At 62.1% G+C, this 23,396-nt stretch carries 22 protein-coding genes and 2 tRNA genes; 15 read left to right on the top strand and 9 right to left on the bottom strand.

Features of this window, described 5'->3' with window-relative positions; all coding sequences use genetic code 11:
- Positions 1-282: 282 nt before the first annotated feature.
- The 5 genes from J8C01_RS10560 (at position 283) to J8C01_RS10540 (ending at position 2,880) form a co-directional block, all read left to right on the top strand.
- Positions 283-543: a hypothetical protein gene (locus tag J8C01_RS10560; RefSeq protein ID WP_211431891.1), complete on the top strand. Its 261-nt coding sequence runs from the start codon at positions 283-285 to the stop codon at positions 541-543.
- Positions 531-1,364, top strand: a complete 834-nt coding sequence (locus tag J8C01_RS10555) for a mechanosensitive ion channel family protein (RefSeq protein ID WP_211431890.1) — start codon at positions 531-533, stop codon at positions 1,362-1,364. The genes J8C01_RS10560 and J8C01_RS10555 overlap by 13 nt, the downstream gene beginning before the upstream one ends.
- Positions 1,339-1,983, top strand: a complete 645-nt coding sequence (locus tag J8C01_RS10550) for a sigma-70 family RNA polymerase sigma factor (protein WP_211431889.1) — start codon at positions 1,339-1,341, stop codon at positions 1,981-1,983. The genes J8C01_RS10555 and J8C01_RS10550 overlap by 26 nt, the downstream gene beginning before the upstream one ends.
- A gap of 306 nt (positions 1,984-2,289) precedes the next feature.
- Positions 2,290-2,514, top strand: coding sequence for a DUF433 domain-containing protein (locus J8C01_RS10545; RefSeq protein ID WP_014100608.1), 225 nt, complete (start codon positions 2,290-2,292; stop codon positions 2,512-2,514).
- A 9-nt stretch (positions 2,515-2,523) separates the two neighbouring features.
- Entirely contained in the window at positions 2,524-2,880 is a 357-nt protein-coding gene (locus J8C01_RS10540) for a DUF5615 family PIN-like protein (protein WP_211431888.1), read from the top strand.
- Between the two features lie 128 nt (positions 2,881-3,008).
- Here J8C01_RS10540 and J8C01_RS10535 read toward each other — a convergent pair whose 3' ends face one another.
- Together J8C01_RS10535 and murA are read right to left on the bottom strand one after the other, a co-directional pair.
- Positions 3,009-3,836, bottom strand: a complete 828-nt coding sequence (locus J8C01_RS10535; RefSeq protein ID WP_014100606.1) for a SurA N-terminal domain-containing protein — start codon at positions 3,834-3,836, stop codon at positions 3,009-3,011.
- 2 nt (positions 3,837-3,838) lie between these two features.
- Positions 3,839-5,167: a UDP-N-acetylglucosamine 1-carboxyvinyltransferase gene (gene murA / locus J8C01_RS10530; protein ID WP_211431887.1), complete on the bottom strand. Its 1,329-nt coding sequence runs from the start codon at positions 5,165-5,167 to the stop codon at positions 3,839-3,841.
- 304 nt (positions 5,168-5,471) lie between these two features.
- Here murA and J8C01_RS10525 point away from each other — a divergent pair, with 304 nt between their 5' ends.
- The 3 genes from J8C01_RS10525 (at position 5,472) to J8C01_RS10515 (ending at position 6,399) form a co-directional block, all read left to right on the top strand.
- Entirely contained in the window at positions 5,472-6,134 is a 663-nt protein-coding gene (locus J8C01_RS10525) for a phosphoribosylanthranilate isomerase (RefSeq protein ID WP_211422110.1), read from the top strand.
- 96 nt (positions 6,135-6,230) lie between these two features.
- A tRNA-Leu gene (locus J8C01_RS10520) sits at positions 6,231-6,317 on the top strand.
- Between the two features lie 5 nt (positions 6,318-6,322).
- A tRNA-Arg gene (locus J8C01_RS10515) sits at positions 6,323-6,399 on the top strand.
- Between the two features lie 87 nt (positions 6,400-6,486).
- Here the strand turns inward: J8C01_RS10515 and J8C01_RS10510 are convergent.
- The 3 genes from J8C01_RS10510 to J8C01_RS10500 all read right to left on the bottom strand — a co-directional run bounded on the left by J8C01_RS10510 (position 6,487) and on the right by J8C01_RS10500 (position 8,531).
- Positions 6,487-7,236 carry a GAF domain-containing protein gene (locus J8C01_RS10510; RefSeq protein WP_211431886.1) on the bottom strand — a complete coding sequence of 250 codons (750 nt, stop codon included), beginning with the start codon at positions 7,234-7,236 and terminating at the stop codon, positions 6,487-6,489.
- A gap of 174 nt (positions 7,237-7,410) precedes the next feature.
- Complete coding sequence (locus J8C01_RS10505; RefSeq protein ID WP_014100602.1) at positions 7,411-8,214, bottom strand: radical SAM protein; 804 nt, start codon at positions 8,212-8,214, stop codon at positions 7,411-7,413.
- The gene (locus J8C01_RS10500; protein WP_211431885.1) at positions 8,211-8,531 is read right to left on the bottom strand and encodes an NUDIX hydrolase; all 321 of its coding nucleotides are present in this window, start codon (positions 8,529-8,531) and stop codon (positions 8,211-8,213) included. Before J8C01_RS10500 ends, J8C01_RS10505 begins: the two co-directional genes overlap by 4 nt.
- 171 nt (positions 8,532-8,702) lie before the next feature.
- Here J8C01_RS10500 and wecB point away from each other — a divergent pair, with 171 nt between their 5' ends.
- From wecB to dusB, 3 genes are all read left to right on the top strand, one after another.
- A complete protein-coding gene (gene wecB, locus J8C01_RS10495; protein WP_211431884.1) occupies positions 8,703-9,782 on the top strand; it encodes a non-hydrolyzing UDP-N-acetylglucosamine 2-epimerase in 1,080 nt (359 codons plus the stop codon).
- A 71-nt stretch (positions 9,783-9,853) separates the two neighbouring features.
- A complete protein-coding gene (locus J8C01_RS10490; protein ID WP_211431883.1) occupies positions 9,854-10,861 on the top strand; it encodes a bifunctional heptose 7-phosphate kinase/heptose 1-phosphate adenyltransferase in 1,008 nt (335 codons plus the stop codon).
- Positions 10,858-11,925, top strand: coding sequence for a tRNA dihydrouridine synthase DusB (gene dusB, locus J8C01_RS10485; RefSeq protein WP_211431882.1), 1,068 nt, complete (start codon positions 10,858-10,860; stop codon positions 11,923-11,925). Before J8C01_RS10490 ends, dusB begins: the two co-directional genes overlap by 4 nt.
- A 55-nt stretch (positions 11,926-11,980) precedes the next feature.
- Here dusB and J8C01_RS10480 read toward each other — a convergent pair whose 3' ends face one another.
- The 4 genes from J8C01_RS10480 to J8C01_RS10465 form a co-directional block, all read right to left on the bottom strand.
- Positions 11,981-13,585, bottom strand: coding sequence for an acyl-CoA carboxylase subunit beta (locus J8C01_RS10480; protein ID WP_211431881.1), 1,605 nt, complete (start codon positions 13,583-13,585; stop codon positions 11,981-11,983).
- A 22-nt stretch (positions 13,586-13,607) separates the two neighbouring features.
- A complete protein-coding gene (locus tag J8C01_RS10475; RefSeq protein ID WP_249355446.1) occupies positions 13,608-15,038 on the bottom strand; it encodes an amidohydrolase in 1,431 nt (476 codons plus the stop codon).
- A 34-nt stretch (positions 15,039-15,072) separates the two neighbouring features.
- Positions 15,073-16,500, bottom strand: coding sequence for an FAD-dependent oxidoreductase (locus tag J8C01_RS10470; protein WP_014100595.1), 1,428 nt, complete (start codon positions 16,498-16,500; stop codon positions 15,073-15,075).
- Positions 16,501-16,653: 153 nt separating this feature from the next.
- Positions 16,654-19,338 (bottom strand): valine--tRNA ligase, encoded by a 2,685-nt coding sequence (locus tag J8C01_RS10465; RefSeq protein WP_211431880.1) that lies wholly within the window; start codon positions 19,336-19,338, stop codon positions 16,654-16,656.
- A gap of 228 nt (positions 19,339-19,566) precedes the next feature.
- Here J8C01_RS10465 and J8C01_RS10460 point away from each other — a divergent pair, with 228 nt between their 5' ends.
- The 4 genes from J8C01_RS10460 (at position 19,567) to J8C01_RS10445 (ending at position 23,253) form a co-directional block, all read left to right on the top strand.
- Entirely contained in the window at positions 19,567-20,400 is an 834-nt protein-coding gene (locus J8C01_RS10460; RefSeq protein WP_211431879.1) for a 2Fe-2S iron-sulfur cluster-binding protein, read from the top strand.
- Positions 20,401-20,590: 190 nt separating this feature from the next.
- Positions 20,591-21,661 (top strand): AAA family ATPase, encoded by a 1,071-nt coding sequence (locus J8C01_RS10455; protein ID WP_211431878.1) that lies wholly within the window; start codon positions 20,591-20,593, stop codon positions 21,659-21,661.
- Positions 21,658-22,326 (top strand): DUF4276 family protein, encoded by a 669-nt coding sequence (locus tag J8C01_RS10450; RefSeq protein ID WP_211431877.1) that lies wholly within the window; start codon positions 21,658-21,660, stop codon positions 22,324-22,326. The genes J8C01_RS10455 and J8C01_RS10450 overlap by 4 nt, the downstream gene beginning before the upstream one ends.
- Positions 22,327-22,392: 66 nt before the next feature.
- A complete protein-coding gene (locus J8C01_RS10445; protein WP_211431876.1) occupies positions 22,393-23,253 on the top strand; it encodes an ABC transporter permease in 861 nt (286 codons plus the stop codon).
- The last annotated feature ends 143 nt before the right edge of the window (positions 23,254-23,396 follow it).

The raw sequence follows: 23,396 nt of genomic DNA, 5'->3' as shown, positions 1-23,396 counted from the left end.
CAGTGCATCAAGGCTGACTTGAGCCAGGTCTGCCTGAGCCGGGCCTGGCAGCAGGACTCGGCCCGGCAGCAGGCAGGCTGGTCTGCGGCCTGAAACCATCTTCTGCCGCAAAGTAAGCCGTTGACGCCGGAAGTTCCCCGATTCCCCGTTCTTCATTCGGAAAAGGGCATCGGCAGGTTGTGTCTGCCGGTTGTGACTTTTCGCCCCGCCGTGCCGTCATACCGGGTGATGGCTGTTCTTGCGGACAGCCTCACCACCCTGAAGAAAGGACGGCTGCGGTCTATGCCCTCCAACCCAGACCCCTTTGAAGCTGAACTGGCGGCCGCGCTGCGCCGAGTTGGGCCGCCCGCGCCGCCATACCTTACGCCAGTTATCCGCAAAGCCCGCCGCCGCGTGGCTGCCCGCGACATCCTGAGCTGGATGCTCGGCCGCCTGTGGCTGGCTCTGGCGCGTTTTCTCGCTCCACTCTTCATCTGGGTTCACCAGAAAAACCTGTCACCCTACCCGACCGAGACCCAAAGGAGGACTCTATGGAAACCCTGAACCAAACCCTGACCTGGATGAGCGCCCCGCTCATTGCCCTCTACCAACGCTTTGCCAGCCTCGTTCCCAATATCCTTGGCGCCCTGCTTCTGCTGGCCTTCGGCTACCTGTTCGGCAAGGTGGCCGGCTCCGTGGCCCGGCGGCTGCTCGAACGCCTCGGCGTGGATCGCCTGTCCGAAAAATCCGGCCTGACGGCCTTTGCCCAGCAGTGGGGCATGACCCGCCCGCTGTCTTCTGTTCTCGGTACCTTCGTCTTTGCCTTTGTGATGCTGGCCTTCACCATCTCGGCTGCCGATGCCCTGGGCCTGGCCGCTGCCGGGGTCGCGATTACCTCCGTCATGCTGTTTCTGCCCAAGTTTCTGGCGGCCGTAATCGTACTCGTCGTGGGGCTGATGGTGGCCGGCTGGTTGGCTGAACTTGTCCGCCGGGTTGCTGATAGTGCTGGTATCGAGTACGCGCAAACTCTGTCCCGGATTACTATGGGCGTCCTGACGGCGCTGATAGTGCTGCTCTCCATCGAGCAACTCGATATCCGTACGGCACTGCTCCAGGAAGTCATCGGCATTACCCTCATTGCCGTCGGTGCGGCGCTGGCGCTGTCCCTTGGGCTGGGCACCCGCACGCTGGCCGGTGAAATCGTGGCTGGTGTGTACATGCGCGACCTTCTGCAGGAAGGCGACCGCATCGAGTGGCAAGGGATCAAGGCGACCGTTCATGAAGTCGGCACCATCAAGACCAGCGTCAAGCTCGACGACGGACGGCTGTTGACCGTCGCCAACTCCCGCCTGATAGCCGATGAAGTCGCTATCGCCCGGCGTTGACGGAAAGCCGTTGACGGGAAGTCTGAAGGCAACTTCTGAGGGGCTGACCATGACCGGTGAGGACGATGCCACCCTGGTTTCCCGCGCACAGCAGGAACTGCCCTATCGCACCGGCGCCTTCGAGACACTGATGCGCCGGCACGGCCCGAATATCCAGGCCCTGTGCCGGCGCTTCAGCCGCCAGACCGAAGAAGCCGAAGACCTCACCCAGGAAGTCATGCTCAAGGTGTTTTTTGAACTGCCACGCTTTCGTGGCGAAGCGGCTTTCCAGACCTGGCTGTGGCGTATCACCGCCAACCACTGCCTGGATTATCAGCGCCGCCAGAAAACCCACCGGCTGGAAAGCCTGGAGAGCGAAGAAACCGCCCACCTGCCCGATGACAAACAACGCCAGCTCCAGCAGACCGAAGCCCGCCTTGACGCCGAACGCCTGCTGGCCTGCCTCACGCCGGAAGACCGGCTCATCGTCCTGCTGCGCCTGAGCGTGGGGCTGGAGTTTTCCGAAATTGCCGCGAGCCTTGACTTGGGACTGTCCGCAGCCAAAATGCGCTACACCCGGGCGCTGGACAAACTGCGCGCCATCGCCCAGCCTGGCACCCAGCCCAGTCGCCCGGATTGAGCGCCACCAAAAGCCACAACGAAACCAGGTACGGCGGAAAACGGGCGGCTTCCTGCGCCAGCAACAGCAGGTCAATTTTCGCTGCCAGAACCCGTTGCAGGTCAGCTTCAGTATGTCTGAATGTCTGATGGCGGTTTGGTCCACCAAAATCGGTGTTCTCTAATCGTTATGCGTGATTCGCCACAGTAGAATCAGAAACAGACGCCCCCCGGCATGCGCTTTCATCCGACGCCGCCCCGCTGTGCTTTGCGGCGCGGCTGAAGTGCGAGTCGTCGGGTGCGACGCAACAATCGTGGAGATGAGAAGATGCAAAAGCAGTGGATCGTATCAAACCCAAAGGTGATGATGGGGAAACCTGTCATTGCTGGGACACGCATTACCGTTGAACTCATCCTGGAGAAACTCGCAGCGGGCGAAACAATAGAGCAGGTTCTTGAGGCACATCCCCACCTGACCCGCGAAGCCATCCTGTCCGCATTGGCATTTGCCAGAGACGCCCTGCGTGCCGATGTCGTTTACCCCCTGGCTTGAGACACTTTCATGAAGTTTTTGGCTGACGAAAGTGTTGACCGCCCCATTGTGGAACGTCTGCGCCAGGAGGGGCATCAGGTTTTATACATTGCTGAATTGAAGCCAGGGATACCTGATGATGCTGTCTTGAACCTGGCGAATCAGGAGACGGCATTGTTGCTGACTACAGACAAGGATTTCGGCGAGCTGGTATTTCGTCAGCGCCTCCACATGCATGGAGTGATACTGATTCGTCTGGCAGGCGTGACACCCGTTCGCAAAGCGGAGTTGGTGGCTTTGGCTGTCAGGGAGCACCTGAGTGAACTTCCACGTTCCTTTGCGGTCATCATGCCAAGGATATTTCGTGTTCGCCGTGTCAGCGAGTAGATTTTGACAGAGAGTTGCGTCTGGCAGGCGCTTACATCTGCGCGCCGTTGCCCAGTCCGGTCGCCCGGATTGAGCGCCACCCGAGGACACAATCGAACCAATACGGACGTGACATGTGCGCCTGCCGGTTACGGAGCGGGGGGCGGCCCGGCTTCCGGCGTCGCTGCGCCCCTGGACTCCTGCCCGCCAATGACAGCCCGCGCGTAGGGCGCGATGGGCACCAGATCGGCCCGCCGCCGGGCCGCTTCCAGCCACTGCCGTTGCTCCCGCTCGGCCCGTTCCCGTGACAGAATCTCCGTAATCAGCGCCCGCTGTTCGTCGTTGGGTGTTTCCGGGGTCACAGTGCCGGAAGCCGCCAGCGCCGGGCGCACCCGCGTTGCGTAATACTCCAGCACATCGTCATCCGTCACCAGTACGAAGGTCTGAAACCGGAAGTTGATGTACTTCTCCACTTGCAACCGCTCGCGGATGAGCCGCTCGAAGGTTTCGGCGTCCAGCCCAACCAATTCCAATCGCTCCCGGAAGACGGCTTCGGAAGGAAAACGTTTGATAAGGCGCTGTTTGGCCGCCGCCACTTCTTCGGCGGTCAGGTTGGCCAGCGGAAAGCGGGCGGCTTCCTGCGCCAGCAACAGCAGGTCAATTTTCGCTGCCAAAACCCGTTGCAGGTCAGCCTCCGAAATCGAGACCAGGTTGACATCGGGATCAAAGGCCAGAAACCACACCAGATCGCTCTGGGTGATGACATCCCCGTTGACCGTGGCCACCATGCGGTCGGCAAGAAACTCCCGGCCATTACTGCCCGGCGACTGGGCATAACCCACTGCCCCGCCAGCCGCAAACCAGAGGGCTACAAACCAGAGGGACACCAGCCAGAGCCATCCGGCCCGGCCACCCAGCCGCCCGGCCTGCCGCCAGCGCCACCAAATGCCGGTACGCCCCTGTCTGTGTCTGCCCATGCTCACGGTGATTCAGCCGTTTCCACCGGTGTTTCGCTGATGTCGGCTCCAATCTCGCGGAGTTTGCCGATCAGGTTGGCATAACCCCGCTGCACGAACTCGGTTCCATAAATCCGGCTCTCTCCGCTGGCAATGAGCGCCGCCATGACGTAGGCAAAGCCCGCCCGCAGGTCAGGGATGTACAGCGTCCCTCCACGCAGGGGTGTCGGCCCGGAAATCAGGGCGCTGTGCAGGTAGTTCTTGTTGGTAAAGCGGCATTCCCGGCTGCCCAGACAGTCGTTCGTCAGTTGGATGTGTGCGCCCATCGAAACCAGGGCCTCGACGTAGCCAAAACGGCTTTCATAGACCGTCTCGTGAACGACCGAAATACCTTCCGCCTGGGTCAGCAGGACGACGAACGGCGGCTGCCAGTCCGTCATAAAGCCGGGATGCACGTCGGTTTCCAGATTGACCGGACGCAGCCGGTCCTGGCGGTAAAACCGGATGCCATCCGGGTAAATGTCAAACTCGCCGCCGACTTTGCGCAGCCAGTCCAAGAACGTCACCATGTCGCGCTGGATGGCCCCTTTGACCAGCACTTCACCGCCCGTCGCCACAGCGCAGGCGGCAAAGGAGGCCGCTTCGATGCGGTCATCCATAACTTCGTATTCAACGGCCCGAAAACGGGTCGTGCCTTCGACAATCCACGTCCGGTTGACATCCTGATAGACCACCGCGCCCATGGCCTGAAGCATCCCGGCCAGATTGAGAATTTCCGGTTCGATGGCGGCATTCCGAATGACCGTCCGCCCACGCGCGCCGACGGCCGCCATCAGCAGGTTCTCCGTCGCCCCGACGCTGGGGTATTCAAGGTTGATGATGTTGCCGTGAAGCCGGTCGGCCTGAAACCGATAAGACGTCCGCGAGATTTCTTCAACGTGCGCTCCCAACTGCCGCAGGCCGGCGATGTGGTAGTTGATCGGGCGCGGCCCAATCGAGCAGCCCCCGATGGTGGTCAGTTCGGCTTTGCCGAGCCGGTGCAGCAACGGCGACACAAACAGAATCGGCGTACGGGTCGAGCCGCTGTATTTGAGGGGAATGACGGCGTTGTTGATATTGCGGGCGTCAATCTCAACCGTTGTTTCATCCCGCCACCAGTAGCGCGCGCCGAGTTCTTCACACAGTTTGAGCGTGATCTCGACATCCGTAATGCGCGGCACGTTGTGCAGTGTCGTCACGCCGTCGGCGATGAGCGCCGCCACGATCATTTTGAGGGCGGCATTTTTGGCCCCTGAAACCCGTAGCGTGCCCTGCAACGGGCGTCCCCCGACGATGTCGTAGCGAGTTGGCATGTGAGTGTGGCCCCCGGTTCACAAGATTCCCAGGCAGTGGGCGCGGAACTCCGCCGCCGATGGTGGCGTAAATCAGCCCGCCAGCGCAACGTTGTAGGGGCGACCGCTGGTCGCCCCTACAACCGGCGATTGCCCCGGCCGTGTGGCATACGTCGTGCTTGTCGGACATCCCCGCCTGGCGGATAATGGAAGAAGGATCCGGGACTGAGCCAGGCGCTTGTGGGAAGTCAGTTCAGAAAGACACCAGCCAAGCGTCGGGTCGTGGGACGAAACCGCCGGGCTGCACAACCAGGGAGGTGTGACCATGGTCAAGACACAAATCAGTGGCATCATGACCTACCAGGATGCTGTGCTGGCACTCGATGCCGGCGCTGATGCCCTTGGTTTCGACCTCAATCCACGCAGCGAATACCACATTGCCCCGGCGGCCGTCCGCGAGATTGCCGACCGTCTGCCCCCGTTCGTGCCGGTGGTCGGCATTTTTCACAACGAGTTCAACTTCGAGGCCCTGCACTCCATGGTGGAGGCGGCCAAGGTTTCAGTCGTGCAGCTTGACGGCAACGAGAGCGCCGATTACTGCCGCCAGTTCAGCGCCTGGCGCCTCGTCAAAAAGCTGCGCGTCGGCGATGATTTCGATGTGATGCGGGTGAAAACCTATCCGGTTTCGGCGATCCTCCTGGAGGGTGACTCGCCGGATGGGCAGGGGGGACGCCTGTTCGACTGGCGCTTTGCTGCCGCCGCCAAACAGTATGTCCGGGTGATTCTCTCCGGCGGACTGACGAGCGAAAATGTCGCCACGGCGATTCGGACCGTCAAACCCTACGCCGTCAATGTGCGCGAAGGTGTCGAGTCCGCGCCGGGCCGTAAGGACCGCATCAAGCTGCAAACGTTCATGCTTGAAGTCGAACGCGGCCGGCAGGAAGCCGCCCGTTCAACCACGGGACGCCTGCCACGCCTCGAATTTTGAGTTTTGCTTTTGGGGCTTGCACCGGCAACTTGACAGCTTTGGTAAGGCAAGGTACAACTTTGTGCTGCTTTCCCGGAAAGCAGCGGGATGAAGAATGCGGATGTGGCGGAATTGGCAGACGCGCATGGCTCAGGACCATGTGGGCTTCGGCCCTTGAAGGTTCAAGTCCTTTCATCCGCACCACTTTGGCACCCGTAGCTCAGTTGGATAGAGCGTCTGACTACGAATCAGAAGGTCATAGGTTCGAATCCTGTCGGGTGCACCACACTCCGGTGAAAAACATTGAGGCAGCCTGCGATGACGGGCTGCCTCGGCGTTTTTTTGAGTCCCGGATGCCGGGCGCACCCGAAGGCTAATCGGCGGCTGCGGCCTGTGGCGCTGTGGATGCACTTCGGCTTTTCCATTCGAGCAGCGCCCGCCGCATCGCATCGCGTGAGATGCCGTGGGTGACACGCATCCCGAAGCGCCGTTCGAGGAATTCCTCGAAGCTGACCCACTCGCCGTCAATCCGCACCTTCTTGGACCAGGCGCAAATCGTGATGAGGGCTTCCGGGTTGGCCAGATTGTCTGAACCGCCCTCGGCCAGAACAAGAGATTCAAGTGTCTGCCGTGCCGCCAGCCGGATTTCCATCTGGTCAATCACAATGCCAGCGAGGTCTTCGAGAATGGCCAACTCTTCGGGTTTGGGTGCCGGCCGTGGCTTCCGGTCAATGACACAGACGGTTCCCAGCCGGTAGCCATCGTGGGTGATGAGCGGCGCGGCGGCATAGAAGCGCAGCCCAAACTCGCCCACCACGAGGGGATTTTCCCGTGTCCGGGGGTCTTGCAGGGCATCTGTAACCAGGTAGGTCTGATCCTGGCAAACCACGGAAGCGCACAATCCGGGGGCGCAGGGAATTTCAGTAACGCCGCTGAGACCTTCCCGTGCTTTGAACCAGATGCGGTCCTGGTCAACCAGGGAGACAAGGGCAATCGGAACGTGAAAGATACGGGCGGCAATCCGGGCGACGCGGTCAAACGTCCCGTCTGGCGGTGTGTCGAGGATGTCATACCGCTGGAGAGCTGCCAGACGCTCGGCATTGGTGATGTAGGCAACGTCCATAAGCCATACCGTCCTTAAAACAGGATTGAAACTGTAGGGCAACAAAGGACTCTAACGCCGGGCAGAGGTTTTTGCACCAAAAAATCCTTCCCGCGTCGTGACGGTCTTTTCTTTACGCGGTCACTGCCCAGTCAGCCGGCGCGGCGAGCCGCTTTATTCTCTTCGGAGACAGGTTCAGAAGGTTTCAGCCGGGATGCCCAGCGCCCGAACCCGCTCGGCAATGGCTTCGAGTTCGGCCCGGGAGACCTTTTCCAGCGTCGCTTCAGCCGGTGTACGGTCAAGGCTGTAGAGATGCACTTCTGTGGGCTGAATCCGCGCTACGTGACCCAGCCAGGCGGCGACTTCTTCCGGCGTGGTGTTGTCAATCGGCGCACCCGCTGAGACACCACGGAAGAACATGCTCTGAAGCATCTTAGGGCCGTCAAAGGCACAGATGTCTTCCACGATGCGCGCCAGGGTGAGTTGTCCGTAGGGGCGATCCACACGCCGGAACATGGCTTCCGTGCCGGCATCGAGCTTGAACTGGCGAATATCCGCCCGCTGCAAGCCAGCGCGCACTTCCGGTCGGCGCAGCCGGGTGGCATTGGTAAGAACGGCGACCTTAGCCTGCGGTGCATAGCGGTCGCGCAACTGGCAGGTCTCTTCCACTAAATCCCGGAAGCGTGGATGAAGCGTGGGTTCGCCGTTGCCGGCAAAGGTGATGGCGTCAAGCCGGATGCCCTGCGCCTGACACTGCCTGAGTTTGGCTTCGAGTTCGGCGGCCAGCGTCTCAAAGCGCGGCATGTTTCCGGCCGGACGGTCGGAAACCGTCCAGCCGCATTCACAGTAGGGACAATCGAAGTTGCAGACTTTTGTTTCGACAGGCAGAGGATTGACCCCCAGACTGACGCCCAGCCGCCGCGAGGGCACCGGGCCATAGACATACGTCGTGTGCAGTTGGGTCTGGGGGTCAATATCGTGGGTATGGTCCTGCGTCATGCCGCCATGGCGTAGTCGCCGGCATCACCCGCCGTGATGAGTTCATCCGGGGAAAGCCAGCGGCCCGGAGTAAGGTCGGGATTGGGAGCGAAATCATCCACCAGCCAGAATCGCAGGTCCGGTGTCTGGCGCTGGAGTTTGGTAATGACCTCGCTATCGAGTGGCTGCGGACGATACACCATCAAGGTGCCGACCCGCTGGTGAACGCGGCGGGCCGCCATAGCATTCTGAAACACCGGCAGGCAGCGTTGCCCCTCGATTTCGGTCATCAGCCATTCACCGTTGGCACGTTGCATGGCATACATCGGTTCGTTCATGGTCGGGAACCTCCGTTGGTCTCTTGCTCAATATGACATCACGCCAGGTAAAACGTTCGTCTTGGGTACCCAGGTTTCCCGGCTTTTCTGAAGGGAACATCATCCTGCGCGCCTTTTCTGGAATTGAATGTGCTTCGGCAGACAAAATCACGGCAGGACGGGGCCGCCGGCATGAATATCTGTAGCGTCGTCGGCGCGCGTCCCAACTTTGTCAAGCTGGCTCCGCTTGCCCGCGAACTGGCGCAGCGCCCACAGGTCACGCACTGCATCATCCATACCGGACAGCACTACGACCCGGCCCTGACCGATGCCTTTTTTCGTGATCTGGAAATACCGGCCCCGGACCATACGCTGGGCATCGGGTCAGGAACGGCTACGGACCAGACCGCCCGTACGATGCTGGCACTGGAGCCGCTTTGGCTGGCCCGGCGGCCGGACTGGGTGGTGGTCGTCGGGGACGTGAACGCCACACTGGCGGCGACGTTGACGGCCGTACAGTGCGGCCTGCGGGTCGCCCACGTCGAAGCCGGACTACGCAGTTTTGACCGCACGATGCCGGAAGAAACCAACCGCCGGCTGGTGGATGCCGTCGCCGACCTGCTCCTGACGCCCAGCGCCGACGCCGACGCCAACCTGCTGCGCGAGGGGGTTGATCCGGCGCGCATCCGGCGCGTCGGCAACATCATGGTGGACAGCCTGCTGGCGGCCCTGCCCCGCGCGGCCCAATCTCACATTCTCGACACGCTGGAACTGACGCCGGGACAGTACGCCGTCGTCACCCTGCACCGTCCCTCCAACGTGGATAATCCGGCCACACTGCGCCGTCTTGTACAGGCGCTCATCCAGCTTGCACGGCGACTGCCCGTTGTCTTTCCAGTGCATCCGCGCACCCGGACGCGGCTGGAAGCCCTTGACCTGCCTGACCTTACGCGGCTGCGCTGCCTGCCTCCGCTGGGCTATCTGGATTTTCTCCAGTTGTGGCGGCAGGCGCGGCTGGTGCTGACCGACTCCGGCGGCCTGCAGGAAGAAACCACGGTGCTGGGCATCCCCTGTCTGACCCTGCGCACGACGACCGAGCGCCCGATTACAGTCCGGGAAGGCACCAATCAGGTGGTGGGCACCGAACCGGCTGCGATTCTGGCCGCAGCCGAAGCCTGCCTGTCCGGTCCCTTTCCGCTGGAACCACGTCGCCCGGAGCTGTGGGACGGCCATGCTGCCCGGCGTATTGCGGATGCCCTGCTGGTCGGCTAACGATTACCCCGTGCCGCGCCACGCAACGGCCGGTGAGCGCGCGCCCGTTCGCAAAAAGGTTCTCTGCCCGCATGCCGCTGTCCGCGTCCTTACGTTTCATCCTGTCGCGCTTTCCGGCGCAGCACCTGCTTGTCATTGGCGATGCCATCGCGGATGAGTTTATCCACGGCACGATTGCCCGCGTGTCGCGGGAAGCGCCGGTGCTGATCCTGCGGCACGAGTTCACGGAAATCATCCCCGGCGGCGCCGCCAATGCCGCGGCCAATGCGGCCGCGCTGGGCATCCCGACGACCTGGATTGGCGTCATCGGCCGCGACCGTTCCGGGCGGTGCGTTCTGACCGACCTGCGGCGGCGTGGCATCTGCACCACGCCGGCGGTGGTACTGCCGGGGCGTCCGACGCCAACCAAGAGCCGCGTCCTGGCCGGCTTGCCCAATGCCGCGCGCCAGCAGGTGATTCGGCTGGACCGCGAGGAAACATCTCCTCTGCCGCCGGGCGTCGTCGAAACCCTGACGGCCCGGGTACGCGCCGCCCTGCCCACGGCCACTGGCGTGGTACTGTCCGACTATGGCTACGGCAGCACACCGCCCGAAGTGATTGCACTGCTTCGGGCCTGGCACAAGGCCACCCGCCTGCCAGTCGTGGCGGATTCACGGCACCGGCTGGCAGACTTTCACAGTCTGACCGCCGCGACGCCAAACCAGGAAGAAGCCGAACGGCTGGCCGGCGCAACCTTCCACGACCTTGACGCCGCCAGTTACCATGCGGAACGGTTGCGGGAGCAGCTTGCACTCGATGCCCTGCTGCTGACACGTGGTGCGGACGGCATGACGCTGGCCCGTAGTGGAACTGCTCCGCTGTCCATTCCGGTTCACGGCAGCCGGACGCCGGTGGATGTGACCGGCGCAGGTGATACGGTCCTCGTGGCCTTTACCGCCGCGCTGACCGCCGGTGCTGACTGGGAAACGGCCATGCATCTGGCCAACATTGCCGCCGGTATCGTCGTCATGAAGCGTGGCACGGCGACCGTCTCGGCGGCGGAAATCGAAACGGCTCTTTCGAACGAAGACCTGCCATGACCTTTGCACTGCCAACCGCTTTTTCCATTCGGAACGTCGTCATTCAACCGCCGCTGGTGCTGGCCCCTATGGCCGGGGTGACGGATTCCGCCTTTCGGGGACTCATCAAGCGGCTGGGGGGCGTGGGCCTGATCGTGACGGAGTTCATCAGCGTCGAGGGCCTGACGCGCGGCAATCTTAAGACCCACAAGATGATGAAGTTCACCGACGCGGAACGTCCCATCTCGATTCAGTTCTTTGGGGTTGATCCGAAGCGCATGGCCGATGCCGCCGAAGTCGCCCAGGAAGCCGGCGCCGATATTGTGGATGTCAACTGCGGCTGTCCGGCCAAAAAGGTCGTCGGACGCGGGGCCGGTTCGTCGCTGCTCCGCGATCTGCCGCATCTGGCCGTCATTTTGCGGGAAATGCGCCGGCGCATCACCATTCCACTCACGATCAAGATTCGTACCGGCTGGGATGACAACTCGATTGTGGCTGTGGAAGTCGGCAGGCTGGCGGAAGATTGCGGCGTCGAGGCCATTGCCATTCACGGGCGGACGCGCATGCAGGGCTACAGCGGCTTTGCCAACTGGGACATCATCGCCCAGGTCAAACAGGCGGTTTCCATTCCGGTCATCGGCTGCGGGGATGTCCGCCAGCCGGCGGATGCCATTCGCCGTTTCCGTGAAACCGGCGTGGATGGCGTCATGATTGGCCGCGGCGCCATGGCCAACCCGTGGATTTTCCGGCAAACCGCCGAAGCCATGCGCGGCGAAACGCCCTACCGCCCGACGCTCTACGACAAACGGGATGTCCTGCTCGAATACTTTGACCTGATGCTGGCCGAGTGTCCGACGGAAACGGCCGCCATGGGCAAGGTCAAGCAGCTCTGTGCGCAGTTTACGAAGGGTCTGCCGGGCGGGGCTATCTTCCGTACCCAGGTGTTTCACGCCCAGACCCGGACGGAACTCACCGAACGCATCGCCGACTACTTTACCCGCATGGGTGAACGGGAAGCCGCCGGCGAGTGGCTGCCGGAGCCGGAAGAAGCCCTGGATGAGGTGCCCGCCTGTGCGCATGTGTAGGGGCAGGTATGGGAACCTGCCCCTACACATGCGCATACCTGCCCATGTGCGGCAGCTACATGCGGAAGACGCCATAGCGGGGCGCCGGTTCCTCGGCAAAGCCGGAGTTGTAGGACATCGAAATGCCAATGGCCAGGACGCGCCGGGTGTCGCGCGGGTCAATGATGCCGTCGTCCCAGAGTCGCGCCGTGGCGTAGTAAGCTGACGATTGCGCCTCGAACTGTTCGACGACTTCGCGCCGCATGGCTTCCAACTGTTCCGGGTTGGGCGTCTGCCCACGGGCTTTCATAGCCGCCAGCCGTACCTGCACCAGGACGCCGGCCGCCTGTTCGCCGCCCATAACGGCAATCCGGCTGTTGACCCAGGAAAAGAGCAGCCGTGGGTCGTAGGCGCGGCCGCACATGGCATAGTTGCCGGCCCCGTAGGAGCCGCCCACGATGACTGAAAACTGCGGCACGGTGGCATTGGACACCGCCTGGATCATCTTCGAGCCGTGCTTGACGATGCCTTCGTGCTCGACCTTGCGGCCAATCATGAAACCGGGCGTGTTGTGCAGATAAATGATCGGGATGCGCGCCTGATTGCAGAGCTGAATGAAGTGGGCTGCTTTGAGGGCGCATTCCGAAAACAGAATGCCGTTGTTGGCGATGATGCCGACCAGAAAGCCCTCGATGTGGGCGTGGCCGGTAAGGAGCGTCGGGCCGTAGTCGCGCTTGAATTCGAGAAACCGCGAGCCGTCCACAATCCGGGCGATGACCTCGCGCATGTCGAAGCTTTTGCGCGGGTTGGCCGGAATGATGCCCAGGAGTTCGTCCGGGTCATAGGCCGGCAGCTCCGGCGTCTGGTAGTTGGGCACCGGCGGTTTGCGCCAGTTGAGGCTGGCGACGATCTCGCGTCCAATCCGAATGGCGTCAGCATCGTCTTCCGCCGTGTAGTCACTGACGCCCGACACGCGCCCGTGCATATCCGCGCCGCCCAGGGTTTCGTCGTCAATGTCCTCGCCCGTGGCCGCTTTGACCAGCGGCGGCCCGCCGAGAAACACCTTGGCCTGCCGCCGGACCATGACGACGTAATCGGACATGCCCGGCACATACGCGCCGCCGGCCGTGCTGCTGCCAAACACAAGGGCCACCTGGGGAATGCCCCGCGCCGACAGCCGTGCCTGATTGCCAAAGCCGCGGCCGCCCTCGACGAACATTTCCGCCTGGTAAAACAGGTTGGCCCCGGCCGATTCCACGAGCGAAATGCAGGGCAGACGGTTTTCAAGTGCAATTTGCTGCGCGCGCAGACTCTTCTTGACCGTCATCGGATAGAACGCGCCGCCCTTGACGGTGGCATCGTTGGCCGTGATGAGGCACTCCACGCCGTGGACGCGCCCGATACCGGCAATGAACGAGGCGCAGGGGGCTTCGTTGTCATACATATCCCAAGCGGCCAGCGGCGACAGTTCGAGGAAGTCGCTGCGCGGATCAATCAACTGCTCGATGCGTTCGCGGGGAAGCAGCTTGCCACGGCTGCGGAAGCGTTCCTGGGCAGCCGGGCCGCCGCCCTGCCGGACGAGTTCCAGGCGCTCCTGCAGTTGTTCACACTGCGCCAGCATGGCAGCGTAGTTGGTCTGGAATTCTTCGCTGTCGGTTTGGATTTTGGACTCTATCAGCATAGGGGTTTCGTCGGGCGTAAGATCATTTCTGCAAGCTTTCGAGAATCCGCGCACGGAAGGCGGCCGTTTCCCGGCGAATGGCCGCTTCGTCAAGCGTCAGGATGCGCCGGTCGCGCATCAGCAGTTTGCCGTTGACGACGACGGTTTCCACGTCGCTGCTTTTGGTGGCATAGACGAGCGTCGAAGCAAGCTGGTAGTTGGGAAGCTGGCGCGGGTTGGACACATCCACGATGATGAAATCCGCCAGCTTGCCGGCTTCGAGCGAGCCAATCCGGTCGGCCATGTGAATGGCCCGGGCGCCTTCAATCGTGGCCATTTCCAGTACGGTTTCCGCCGGCATCGTCGTCGGGTCGCGGCGCACAACCTTGTGGAGCTTGGCCGCCGTGTCCATTTCCTCAAACAGGTCAAGGTCGTTGTTGGAAGCTGCGCCGTCCGTTCCCAGCCCCACGGCAAGTCCGGCGGCGCGCATCTCCGGGACGGCGGCCACACCGGCCGCCAGCTTCATGTTGCTCTGCGGGCAGTGGGCAATGCCCACGTTGTACTTTTTCAGAATGGCGTATTCATCCGGCTGGGTCTGGATGACGTGAGCGGCAATCGTGCGCGCGCCCAGGACGCCAACCCGTTCGACGTGCGGAATCGGACGCCTGCCGTATCGCTCCAGAATGGTCTGGGTTTCGGTATCGGCTTCGGCAAGGTGAATGACCAGTGGAACGCCATGCTTGTCAGCCAGCTTGCGGCAGGCGATGAGCGTTTCCGGCGCGCAGGTGTAGGGTGCGTGGGGCGCCACGGCCGGGGTGATGAGTGGATGACCGGTTTTGTACTTCTGGATAAACTGCTCGGCTCGTGCCAGTCCGATTTGGGGCGTCAGGGCGTCCGGCACGGGAAAGTCAATGATGGTCTGCCCCAGAATGGCGCGCAGTCCGGCGGCTTCGGTGACATCGGCGATGTCGTCCTCGAAGTAGTACATATCCACAAAGCAGGTCGTGCCGCTGCGGATCATTTCCAGGCAGGCGAGGCGCGTCCCGGCCCGGACCATTTCGCGGGTGACGTTTTTGGCTTCGGCCGGGAAGATGAACTTCGTCAGCCATTCCTGAAGCGCCAGATCGTCGGCCAGTCCGCGAAACAGTGTCATCGGGACGTGCGTGTGCGCGTTGATGAGGCCCGGCAGGACGGCCTTGCCGCTGGCTTCGATGACCGTCCTGGCCCGGTACTGGCCGGCTTCGGCGGCCGTGCCAACCGCCACGATGCGATTGCCCTGCACGGCGAGAAAACCATCGGGGATGATGCGCCGCTGGGCGTCCATCGTCACCACGGTGCCGCCGCGCACGAGCAGGTCAACGGTGGTTGTCGCGCGCATCTGGCCGGGCGTCAGCAGCAGGGCCGACGCCAGCAGCCAGAACAGGATGAAGGTGAGGGAGGGAAACGCTTTCAACCGCGAATGCAAGGAAGACATCCTGGGTGTGTCTTAGGATTCAGCCACGCGGGATTCAGCCGCGCGCCAGCGCTCCCTGTCTCCGATGGGCTTCGAGAATGGCTGCCGCCGCACGCCGACCGCTGGATACCGCACCTTCCATACTGTCGTAAAAGCGTTGCTGTGTATAGCCGCCGGCCAGAAAGAAGTTGGGCACCGGTGTTTTCTGGGTCGGGCGCAGGCGGTCAATGCCGGGTTTCGTCGCAAAGACCGACTGCGGGATACGCACGACCACGGCCTTGGTGACTTTGGCCCTGGGCGCCGTGTTCGGAAAGCAGGATTTGACATCTTCCCAAACGCGCCCAACGATTTCTTCATCGCTCTGTCCGATGATGTCGCGCGCCGGTGCCACGACAAACTCCATGCGTGAGCGGCGCTGCGCCATTTCGGCCTTCTGGTCGAGGAAGTAATCCGGGGTCGTGTTCCCAAAGTCGGCATAGACCGGGATGATGCCGTCGGGGCAGAAAAGGATGTTGTCAATGAAGGAAATCTGGCGGTCAAACCACATCTGCACTGTGACAACAGGAACGCCCTCGAACTGGTCCAGGTTGCCGAAGAAGGGGTCTTCCTTGAGTTCGGACGGAATGACCCGTTGGAGTTTGTGAATCGGCAGGGCTGTCAGGTAGTAGTCGCCCACAATGCGCTCGCCGGTGATGAGTTCAACGCCGGCAATCTGGCGCTTCTCATTGAGGAGCAGCGTTTTGACGTTGCAGTTGGTACGAATCCGGCCGCCCTTGTTCGTGATGTAATCGGCCAGCGGCTGCGTGAGATGTTCCTGGGGCGAACCCTTCAGAAAACCCATGCGGGAAGCGTGCGGCTCGCGCAGGAACGTCCCGGCCACGTCCAGCACGACTTTGGCCGAAATTTCTTCGGGCGGCATGAACTTCAGCGACAGCGTCATGGGCAGAAACATCTTCTTGAGCATGCGCTCGTTGATGCCCCAGCGCCGATGCCATTCCTGGTAGGTGTAACGGTCCTGCTCGGCCATGTACTGCTCATTGCCAAACACCATCGGGAACAGCGACTTGCCCAGTGTCAGCTTTTCGGGCAGCGAAAAGTAGTGGTTCTCGAACACGGCCGGCAGCAGATGCAGCGGCGAGGGAAGTTTTGTCGTGCGGAAGCTGAACCGTTCACCGCCGGCGAGCGTGTAGGTCAGTTTGTGTTCTTTCCACAGGATGCGGTTGTAGATGCCGAGTTCCTTCATCAGTTCGTAGATTTCGACGTACGCCCCGAAAAAGACGTGCAGACCGGTTTCAATCCAGTCGCCGTCGGCATCCTTCCACGCTGAAACCTTGCCGCCGAGAATGGGGCGCTGCTCCAGAAGTTCAATCTCAAAGCCGTTGTCCACGAGGGTTTTGGCGGCGGCAAGTCCGGCGAGACCGCCGCCACAGATGATCACGCGCGGGCGTCCGCCCGTTGCCGTTGCCAGTGCTGGTGCCGTCATATCCTGAAAAAGCCTTCTCTGGGAAATTGCCTGTGGGGGCTGGTCATTGAAGCGCGTTACAGTATCACCTTGCCCGGCGGCTGCAATGTCTGCTTGCTGACGGGCGCAGCCGCCGGCCGGAACGGCTGCACCGCAGGTTTCCTGACGGTCTTTTCAGCCAAAGGTGGCGAGGGTTTCCCGCAGGGCCGCAAGCTGGTTTTCGAGCGCCAGCCGTTGTTCCTGCTTTTCCGCCACGACTTCCGGGGCGGCGCGTTCGGCAAAACCGGGCCGGTTGACCACTTCCAGAAGCTGATGCAGCGCCTTTTCGTGTTTGGCGATTTCCTTTTCGAGGCGCGCGCGTTCGGCCTGGGCATCCACGAGTCCGGCCAGCGGCAGTGCGAGCCGGACGCCTTCCGGCGTGACGCTGCGCGCACAGAAGCCCAGATCGGGCAGTTCGTCGTGGGCGACGACGGCCGTGGCGCGGGCCAGCCGCAGGATAGCTGGCTTTTGCGCAAGCAGCAGTTGGCTCAGGGAAGCATCAGCGGCAAAGTGCACCTCGACTTGGGCGCTCGGTGGCAGGTTCATTTCGGCACGGATGTTTCGGACGCGGCTGATCAGGTTGATGACGGCTTCCATCTGCCGTTCGGCTTCCAGGTCAAGGTCGGCAACGGCGGCCTGTGGATAGGGAGCAATGCACAGGCTGGACGGCCGCTCGCCGTCCGCCCAGACATAGCGGCTCACCTGCTGCCAGAGTTCCTCGGTGATGAAGGGCATGAACGGATGCAGCAGCCGCAGGGCATGTTCCAGCGTTGCGGCCAGACGGGCGCGGGCAGCCGTTCGCTCCGGTGTGTCCTCAGCCGCCGAGACGACGGGTTTGACCAGTTCGATGTACCAGTCGCAAAAGTCGTTCCAGAAGAACTTGTAAAGCGTCAGAGTGGCGTCATGGAAGCGGAAGTTTTCCAGCGCCTCGGTGACTTCAGCCGTGACGCGCGTCAGACGCGACTGCATCCAGCGGTCGGCCAGTCCGGGCTTGTCTTCCGGGCGGGGCAGGGGCGCGGCCGGGTCGCGCAGGTTGCCGAGCGTGAAGCGGGCGGCGTTCCAGATTTTGTTGGCGAAGTTGCGCGCCGCCTCCATCTTGCTTTCCTGGAGCTTGATGTCGTTGGCGCCGGTCACGGCCGAGACGAGCGAAAACCGTACGGCGTCAGTGCCGTACTTCTCAAAGACTTCGAGCGGGTCCACGACATTGCCTTTGGTCTTGGACATTTTCTGCCCCTGGGCGTCGCGGACCAGTCCGGTGACGAAGACGCAGCGAAAGGGCACGTCGCCGGTGAAGTGCAGGCTCATCATCATCATGCGCGCCACCCAGAAAAAGATGATGTCAAAGCCGGTGACGAGCACATCGGTTGGGGTGAAGCGTTGCAGGTCGGGGTTGGCGGCGTCACGCGCCGGATCGCCCGTCCAGCCGAAGGTCGAAAAAGCCCACAGGGCTGAAGAAAACCACGTGTCCAGAACGTCCTCGTCCTGCGTCATAGGTGCGTCATCGGGCAAACCAAGCTGATGACGCGCTTCCGCTTCCGAACGCGCCACGGCCAGGCGGCCGTCCGGCGCATACCACGCCGGAATGCGATGCCCCCACCACAGTTGGCGCGAGATGCACCACGGGCGGATGTTTTCCATCCAGTCGAAGTACACCTTCTCCCACGAACTGGGGATAAACCGCGTGCGTCCTTCGCGCACGGCGACAATGGCCTTTTCGGCCAGCGGCTTGACATCGAGAAACCACTGTTCGGAGACGAGCGGCTCGATGGGAACGCCGGAACGCTGGCAGTGTCCGACGTTGTGCGTGTAGTCCTCGACCTTGACCAGCGCGCCGAGTTCGGCAAGCTGCTGGATGACCTTTTCGCGCGCCTTGAAGCGGTCAAGACCAGCGAAGCCAGCTCCGGCGGCTTCAGTCATTGTGCCGTCTTTCCCGATGACGACGATGAATTCCAGCCCGTGGCGCTTGCCCAGCTCGAAGTCGTTGGGGTCGTGGGCCGGGGTGACTTTGACGGCTCCGGTGCCAAAGCTGATTTCCACGGCTTCATCGGCAATGATCGGGATGTCACGCTCCACAATGGGCAGCCGGACGCGCTGCCCGATGAGATGCCGGTAGCGTTCATCGGCCGGATGGACGGCAACAGCCGTATCGCCCAGCATGGTTTCCGGGCGGGTCGTGGCAACGATGACCGTTTCATCCCGTCCGATGACCGGGTAGGCAAAGTGATAGAGCTTGCCCCTGACCTCCTTCATTTCGACTTCGAGATCAGAAACAGCGGTTTGAAGTTTCGGCGACCAGTTGACCATGTAGGCGCCACGGTAGATGCGGCCTTCCTCGTACAGCCGCACGAAGACCTCACGCACGGCCTGGCTGAGACCTTCATCGAGCGTGAACCGCTCCCGCGACCAGTCCACACTGACGCCCTCCAGGCGCATCTGGCGCTGGATGGTTCCGCCGGACTCGGCTTTCCAGGCCCAGACACGGGCTTCAAACTCGGCGCGGGTCATGTCGGTCCGTTTGATGCCTTCGGCGGCAAGCTGTTTTTCCACAACCATCTGTGTGGCAATGCCGGCGTGGTCGGTGCCTGGCAGCCAGAGCGTGCACCGGCCCTGCATGCGTCGCCAGCGGGTCAGCACGTCCATCAGGGCGTGCTGAAGGGCGTGCCCCATGTGAAGCGAGCCGGTAACATTGGGCGGCGGGATGACAATGCAGAACGGCTGGCCCGTTCCCTGGGGTTGGAAATACCCGCCCTGCTCCCAGAACGGATACCACTTCTGTTCGATGTGTTTGGGTTCGTAGGCTTTGGGTAGGTCGTGTGGCATGGCGTCGTGTGGCAAATGCGGTTTCCAAGGGGCGGCGCCGGGGGTGGTGATGTCAGGCGCAACCGGACATCACGGTTGGCGCAGCGCGCGATGTTCTAGCAGGAAGTTTCACTGATTTCACGGCTTCCAAACAGCCTGCCGTCTGGGTTAGGCTTGCAGTCCAGGAAAAGCCCTGCCTTTCCCGGTATGTCCCCGGCACATTCCTGAACTTCTGGCGAGAAAGACCTTATGCCAACCGTAACGTTTCAGCCGTCCGGGCAGAAAGTTGAAGTGGCGCCCGGCACGACTTTACTGAGTGCCGCCCAGCAGTCGGGGCAGCCGCTGCTTCACTTCTGTGGCGGCCACGGCATTTGTCAGACCTGTGAAATCCGTGTGGATGCGTCCATGGCGGCGGCCTTGTCCGAACCGGACGCCAAGGAGCGGCGCTGGTTCGATCCCGGCGACCTGGCGGCCGGACGGCGGTTGGCCTGTTGCGCCCAAGTGCAGAAGGACATTACGGTAACGTTGCCGGCGGCCAAGCGTCTCGATATTGCCGCCCAGTTCGAGAAGCTGACCTTCAGCGAAGGCCTGCAACTGTGGTTTCGCATGGTGGCTGCCGCTTCGGAAGACTTCCTCAACCATGCCCGCCACGGCTACGCTGCTGTGCTCAACGGACTGGAGACCGTACAGGAAAAGGGCGTGGCTGAGTTACCAACGCTGACGGCGCAGTTTATCAATGCCAGTCTGACGAGCGGCATTCTGGCCTTTGAAGCCGTGGCGACCGGCATGGCGCGGAGCATGAGTGGTTTCGCGGCATCGCCGGCCTCAGCGACTGCGCCAGCGGCTGCTCCCGCGCCGGCGGCCACGTCGCCCAGGCCGACGCCCAAGGCAGCAGAGGGCGAGTCCGGGCCGGAAACCAAAACCTCCGAAGCCAGGCCGGTGGCAATGGAAGTCAAGCCGCGGCCGCGTCCCGGCAGTGAGACCCGTTCGGCTGGCGAAACTCGTTCCCGCAGCGAGACCCGTCCGGGTAGTGAAACCCGTTCAGGTACGGAGCCGCCCAAGCCCGGTGACCGGCAGCCGTAGCATGTTCAGGGAGCGCGTTCAGGGGGCGTGTTCGGGGCGATTGGGAAACTTTTACCTGTCGGCAACATGTCGGTAACGTGCCGCACTAGAATAGCTCGTGGGTGAGCTTTACCAGTCTGGCTTTGTGGCATCGGAAAACCTTTCGATGCCACTTTTTTTCTTTCCATGACGGAATGGCTGGGGGCTTGCGATGCGTACCTTGCGCCAACTCAGGATTACCGGTTTCAAGTCCATTGCCGACGCCGAGCTGACCTTCACCGACCTCGACATCCTCATTGGCGCGAATGGTTCAGGAAAATCCAACCTGATTGGCGTCTTCCGGTTGCTGGAGCGGGTGCTCTCACGCAACCTGCAACTGTATGTCGCCGGTGAGCCGGATCGTTTTCTGCACCACGGCCGAAAGACAACGCCGGCGCTGTCGCTGGACTTTGCCTTCGATAAAAATGCTTACGGCTTCAAACTCAAGGCGGTTCAGGACACGCTCATCTTTGAGTACGAGCGCGTCGAATACAGTGGCTACTGGACGTATGGCGAGCCAATAGCCGTTGGTCACAAGGAAAGCCAGCTTGAAGAAGCGGCTGGCGCCTACAAGAACCAGATTCCCAAGTTCGTTTTCCCCAGGGTACGGAACCTCGTCGTCTATCACTTTCACGACACCTCGGACAGCTCACCGGCAAAACAGATGGCCGATCTGGAAGACAACCGGTTTTTGCGTCCTGATGCGGCCAACCTGCCGGCGTACCTGTACTGGTTGCAGGAAAAGCATCCGCGTCACTTCCAGCAGATCGAAGAGTATATCCGTCTCGTCGCGCCGTTTTTTGAAGGCTTCACACTGGCACCCTCGCGGCTCAACGAGAAGAAGATCAAGCTGGAGTGGCGTCAAAAAGGCTCGGCGGCGTACTTCGACGCCTATGCCCTCTCGGACGGTACGCTCCGTTTCATCTGTCTGGCGACGTTACTGCTTCAGCCTTCGCCGCCAGCGCTGATTTTGCTCGACGAGCCGGAACTCGGTCTGCATCCCTTTGCCATTCGGATGCTGGCCGAAATGCTGGAAGTGGCTTCCAGGCGGTCACAAGTGCTGCTGGCGACGCAGTCTGTGACCCTGCTCAACCACTTTGCGCCGGAGCAGGTCATCGTCGCCGAGCATGACGGGCTGAAAACGACTTTCAACCGACTCAACAAAGACAGGCTCAGGGATTGGCTGGAAGCGTACAGCCTGGGTGAGTTGTGGGAGAAGAACGTCCTGGGGGGGCGTCCATGACCCGGCTGCTGATGCTGGTTGAAGGGCAAAGCGAAGAAATTTTTGTCAAACGGGTGCTGACGCCACACTTGGCGTCATACGGCGTACATGTTGCCCATCCCGTCGTTTTGTGGACAAAACGTTTACCTGCCGGAAGCGGATTTCGCGGCGGCGCGGTGGGTTGGCAACAGATTCTGGGAGACCTTCGGCGCCTGCTCGGAGATTCTGATGCCTGGGTGACGACCATGCTTGATTACTACGGGCTGCCGAAGGGCTTTCCGGGACAGCAGGCAGCACAGGGGGCTGGTTCGGCGCAGCAAAAAGTTGCCCGGTTGGAAGCCAGCTTTGCACAAGCGATCAACCATCAAAGGTTTATTCCGTTTCTGGCGCTGCACGAATTCGAAGCCTGGCTCTTCAGCGACCCTGAAACCGTTGCCGACTATTTCGGGCAGGCCAAGCTGGCGAACAGGCTGCATGCCATCCGGTCGCGGGCTGGCGGGCCGGAACTGATCAACGACGGTCAAACCACGCATCCCAAGGCGCGCTTGTCTGCTCTGATAGCCGACTACAAGGAAACCTCAGACGGCCCGACGCTGTTGCACCGGATTGGCATTGCGGCCATTCGGGCTGCCTGCCCGCATTTCGATGCCTGGCTGAAACGGTTGGAATCACTGGGTAAACCATGACCGGCTGCGGATTGGCGAGAGCCGGTAAGTCGTGCGCCGGGTTGGGAGGCGATGTTTTGAGAAGCCATGACTGACATCCTCACCGGCCTGATGCTGACAACGCTGACCCTGGCGACGCCGCTGCTGCTGGCGGCGCTTGGCGAGGCCGTCTCCGAACGGGCGGGTGTCGTCAACATTGGCATCGAAGGCGTCATGCTCGTGGCAGCGTTTACCGGCGTTGCCGTGTGCGCCACTGCGGCCAACACCTGGCTTGCTCCGTGGCTCGGACTGGGAGCGGCTGTCATCGGAGGACTGGCGCTGACGGCCGCCTTTGCCCTGCTGTCCGTCAACCTGGGCTGTGATGCCCTGCTTGTCGGCACCGCCCTCAACATCTTCGCCCTCGGCGCAACGGCCGTGGCACGGCGGGAACTCGTCGGCGACTCCAACGCTGCCTTCGTAGTGCCAACCCTGCCGCTGTGGAGTGTGCCTGTGCTGGCGCTTGTCCTGATCGTCACCGCCTGGTACTGGCTGTTCCGCACCGCCCACGGACTCGGCCTGCGCGCCGCCGGGGAACATCCCGCCGCTGCGGCCAGCGTGGGGTTGAGCGTGGCGCGGCTGCGCTGGAGCGCGCTGCTGTTCAGTGGACTCACCTGCGGGCTGGCCGGAGGCTACCTGGCGCTGGGCCTTTCCAACACGTTCGTCGAAGGCATGACCGCCGGCCGGGGGTTCATTGCTCTGGCCATCGTGATTGTCGGGCGACGCCATCCCGTCGGCGTCAGTCTGTCCGCGCTCGGCTTCGGCGCCGCCAGCGCCTTCCAGTTCCGCCTGCAGGCGCTGGGACTGGACACCATTCCCTATCAATTCTTTCTTGCCCTGCCCTACCTGCTCACCCTCGTGGCGGCGATGTGGTTCAGCCCCCGGCTGGCCAATCACCCGGCCGCGAAATGAGCGCCTTCCCAACCCGTTTACCGGCGTTTCCTTTGTCCCGCATCCGGTTGAAGTGCGTCTGTAAAACGTTATAAAGTTGACGTTTTGTTCGTTGCTTCTCGATTCGTGAACGAAACTGGTGCGGCGCCCGGTGGGCGGTGCGC

The sequence above is a fragment of the Chloracidobacterium sp. D genome (assembly GCF_018304685.1).
Classification (GTDB): Bacteria; Acidobacteriota; Blastocatellia; order Chloracidobacteriales; family Chloracidobacteriaceae; genus Chloracidobacterium; species Chloracidobacterium thermophilum.
The sequence above is the reverse complement of the archived record's forward strand: the minus strand, read 5'-3'. Positions and strand labels throughout refer to the sequence as shown.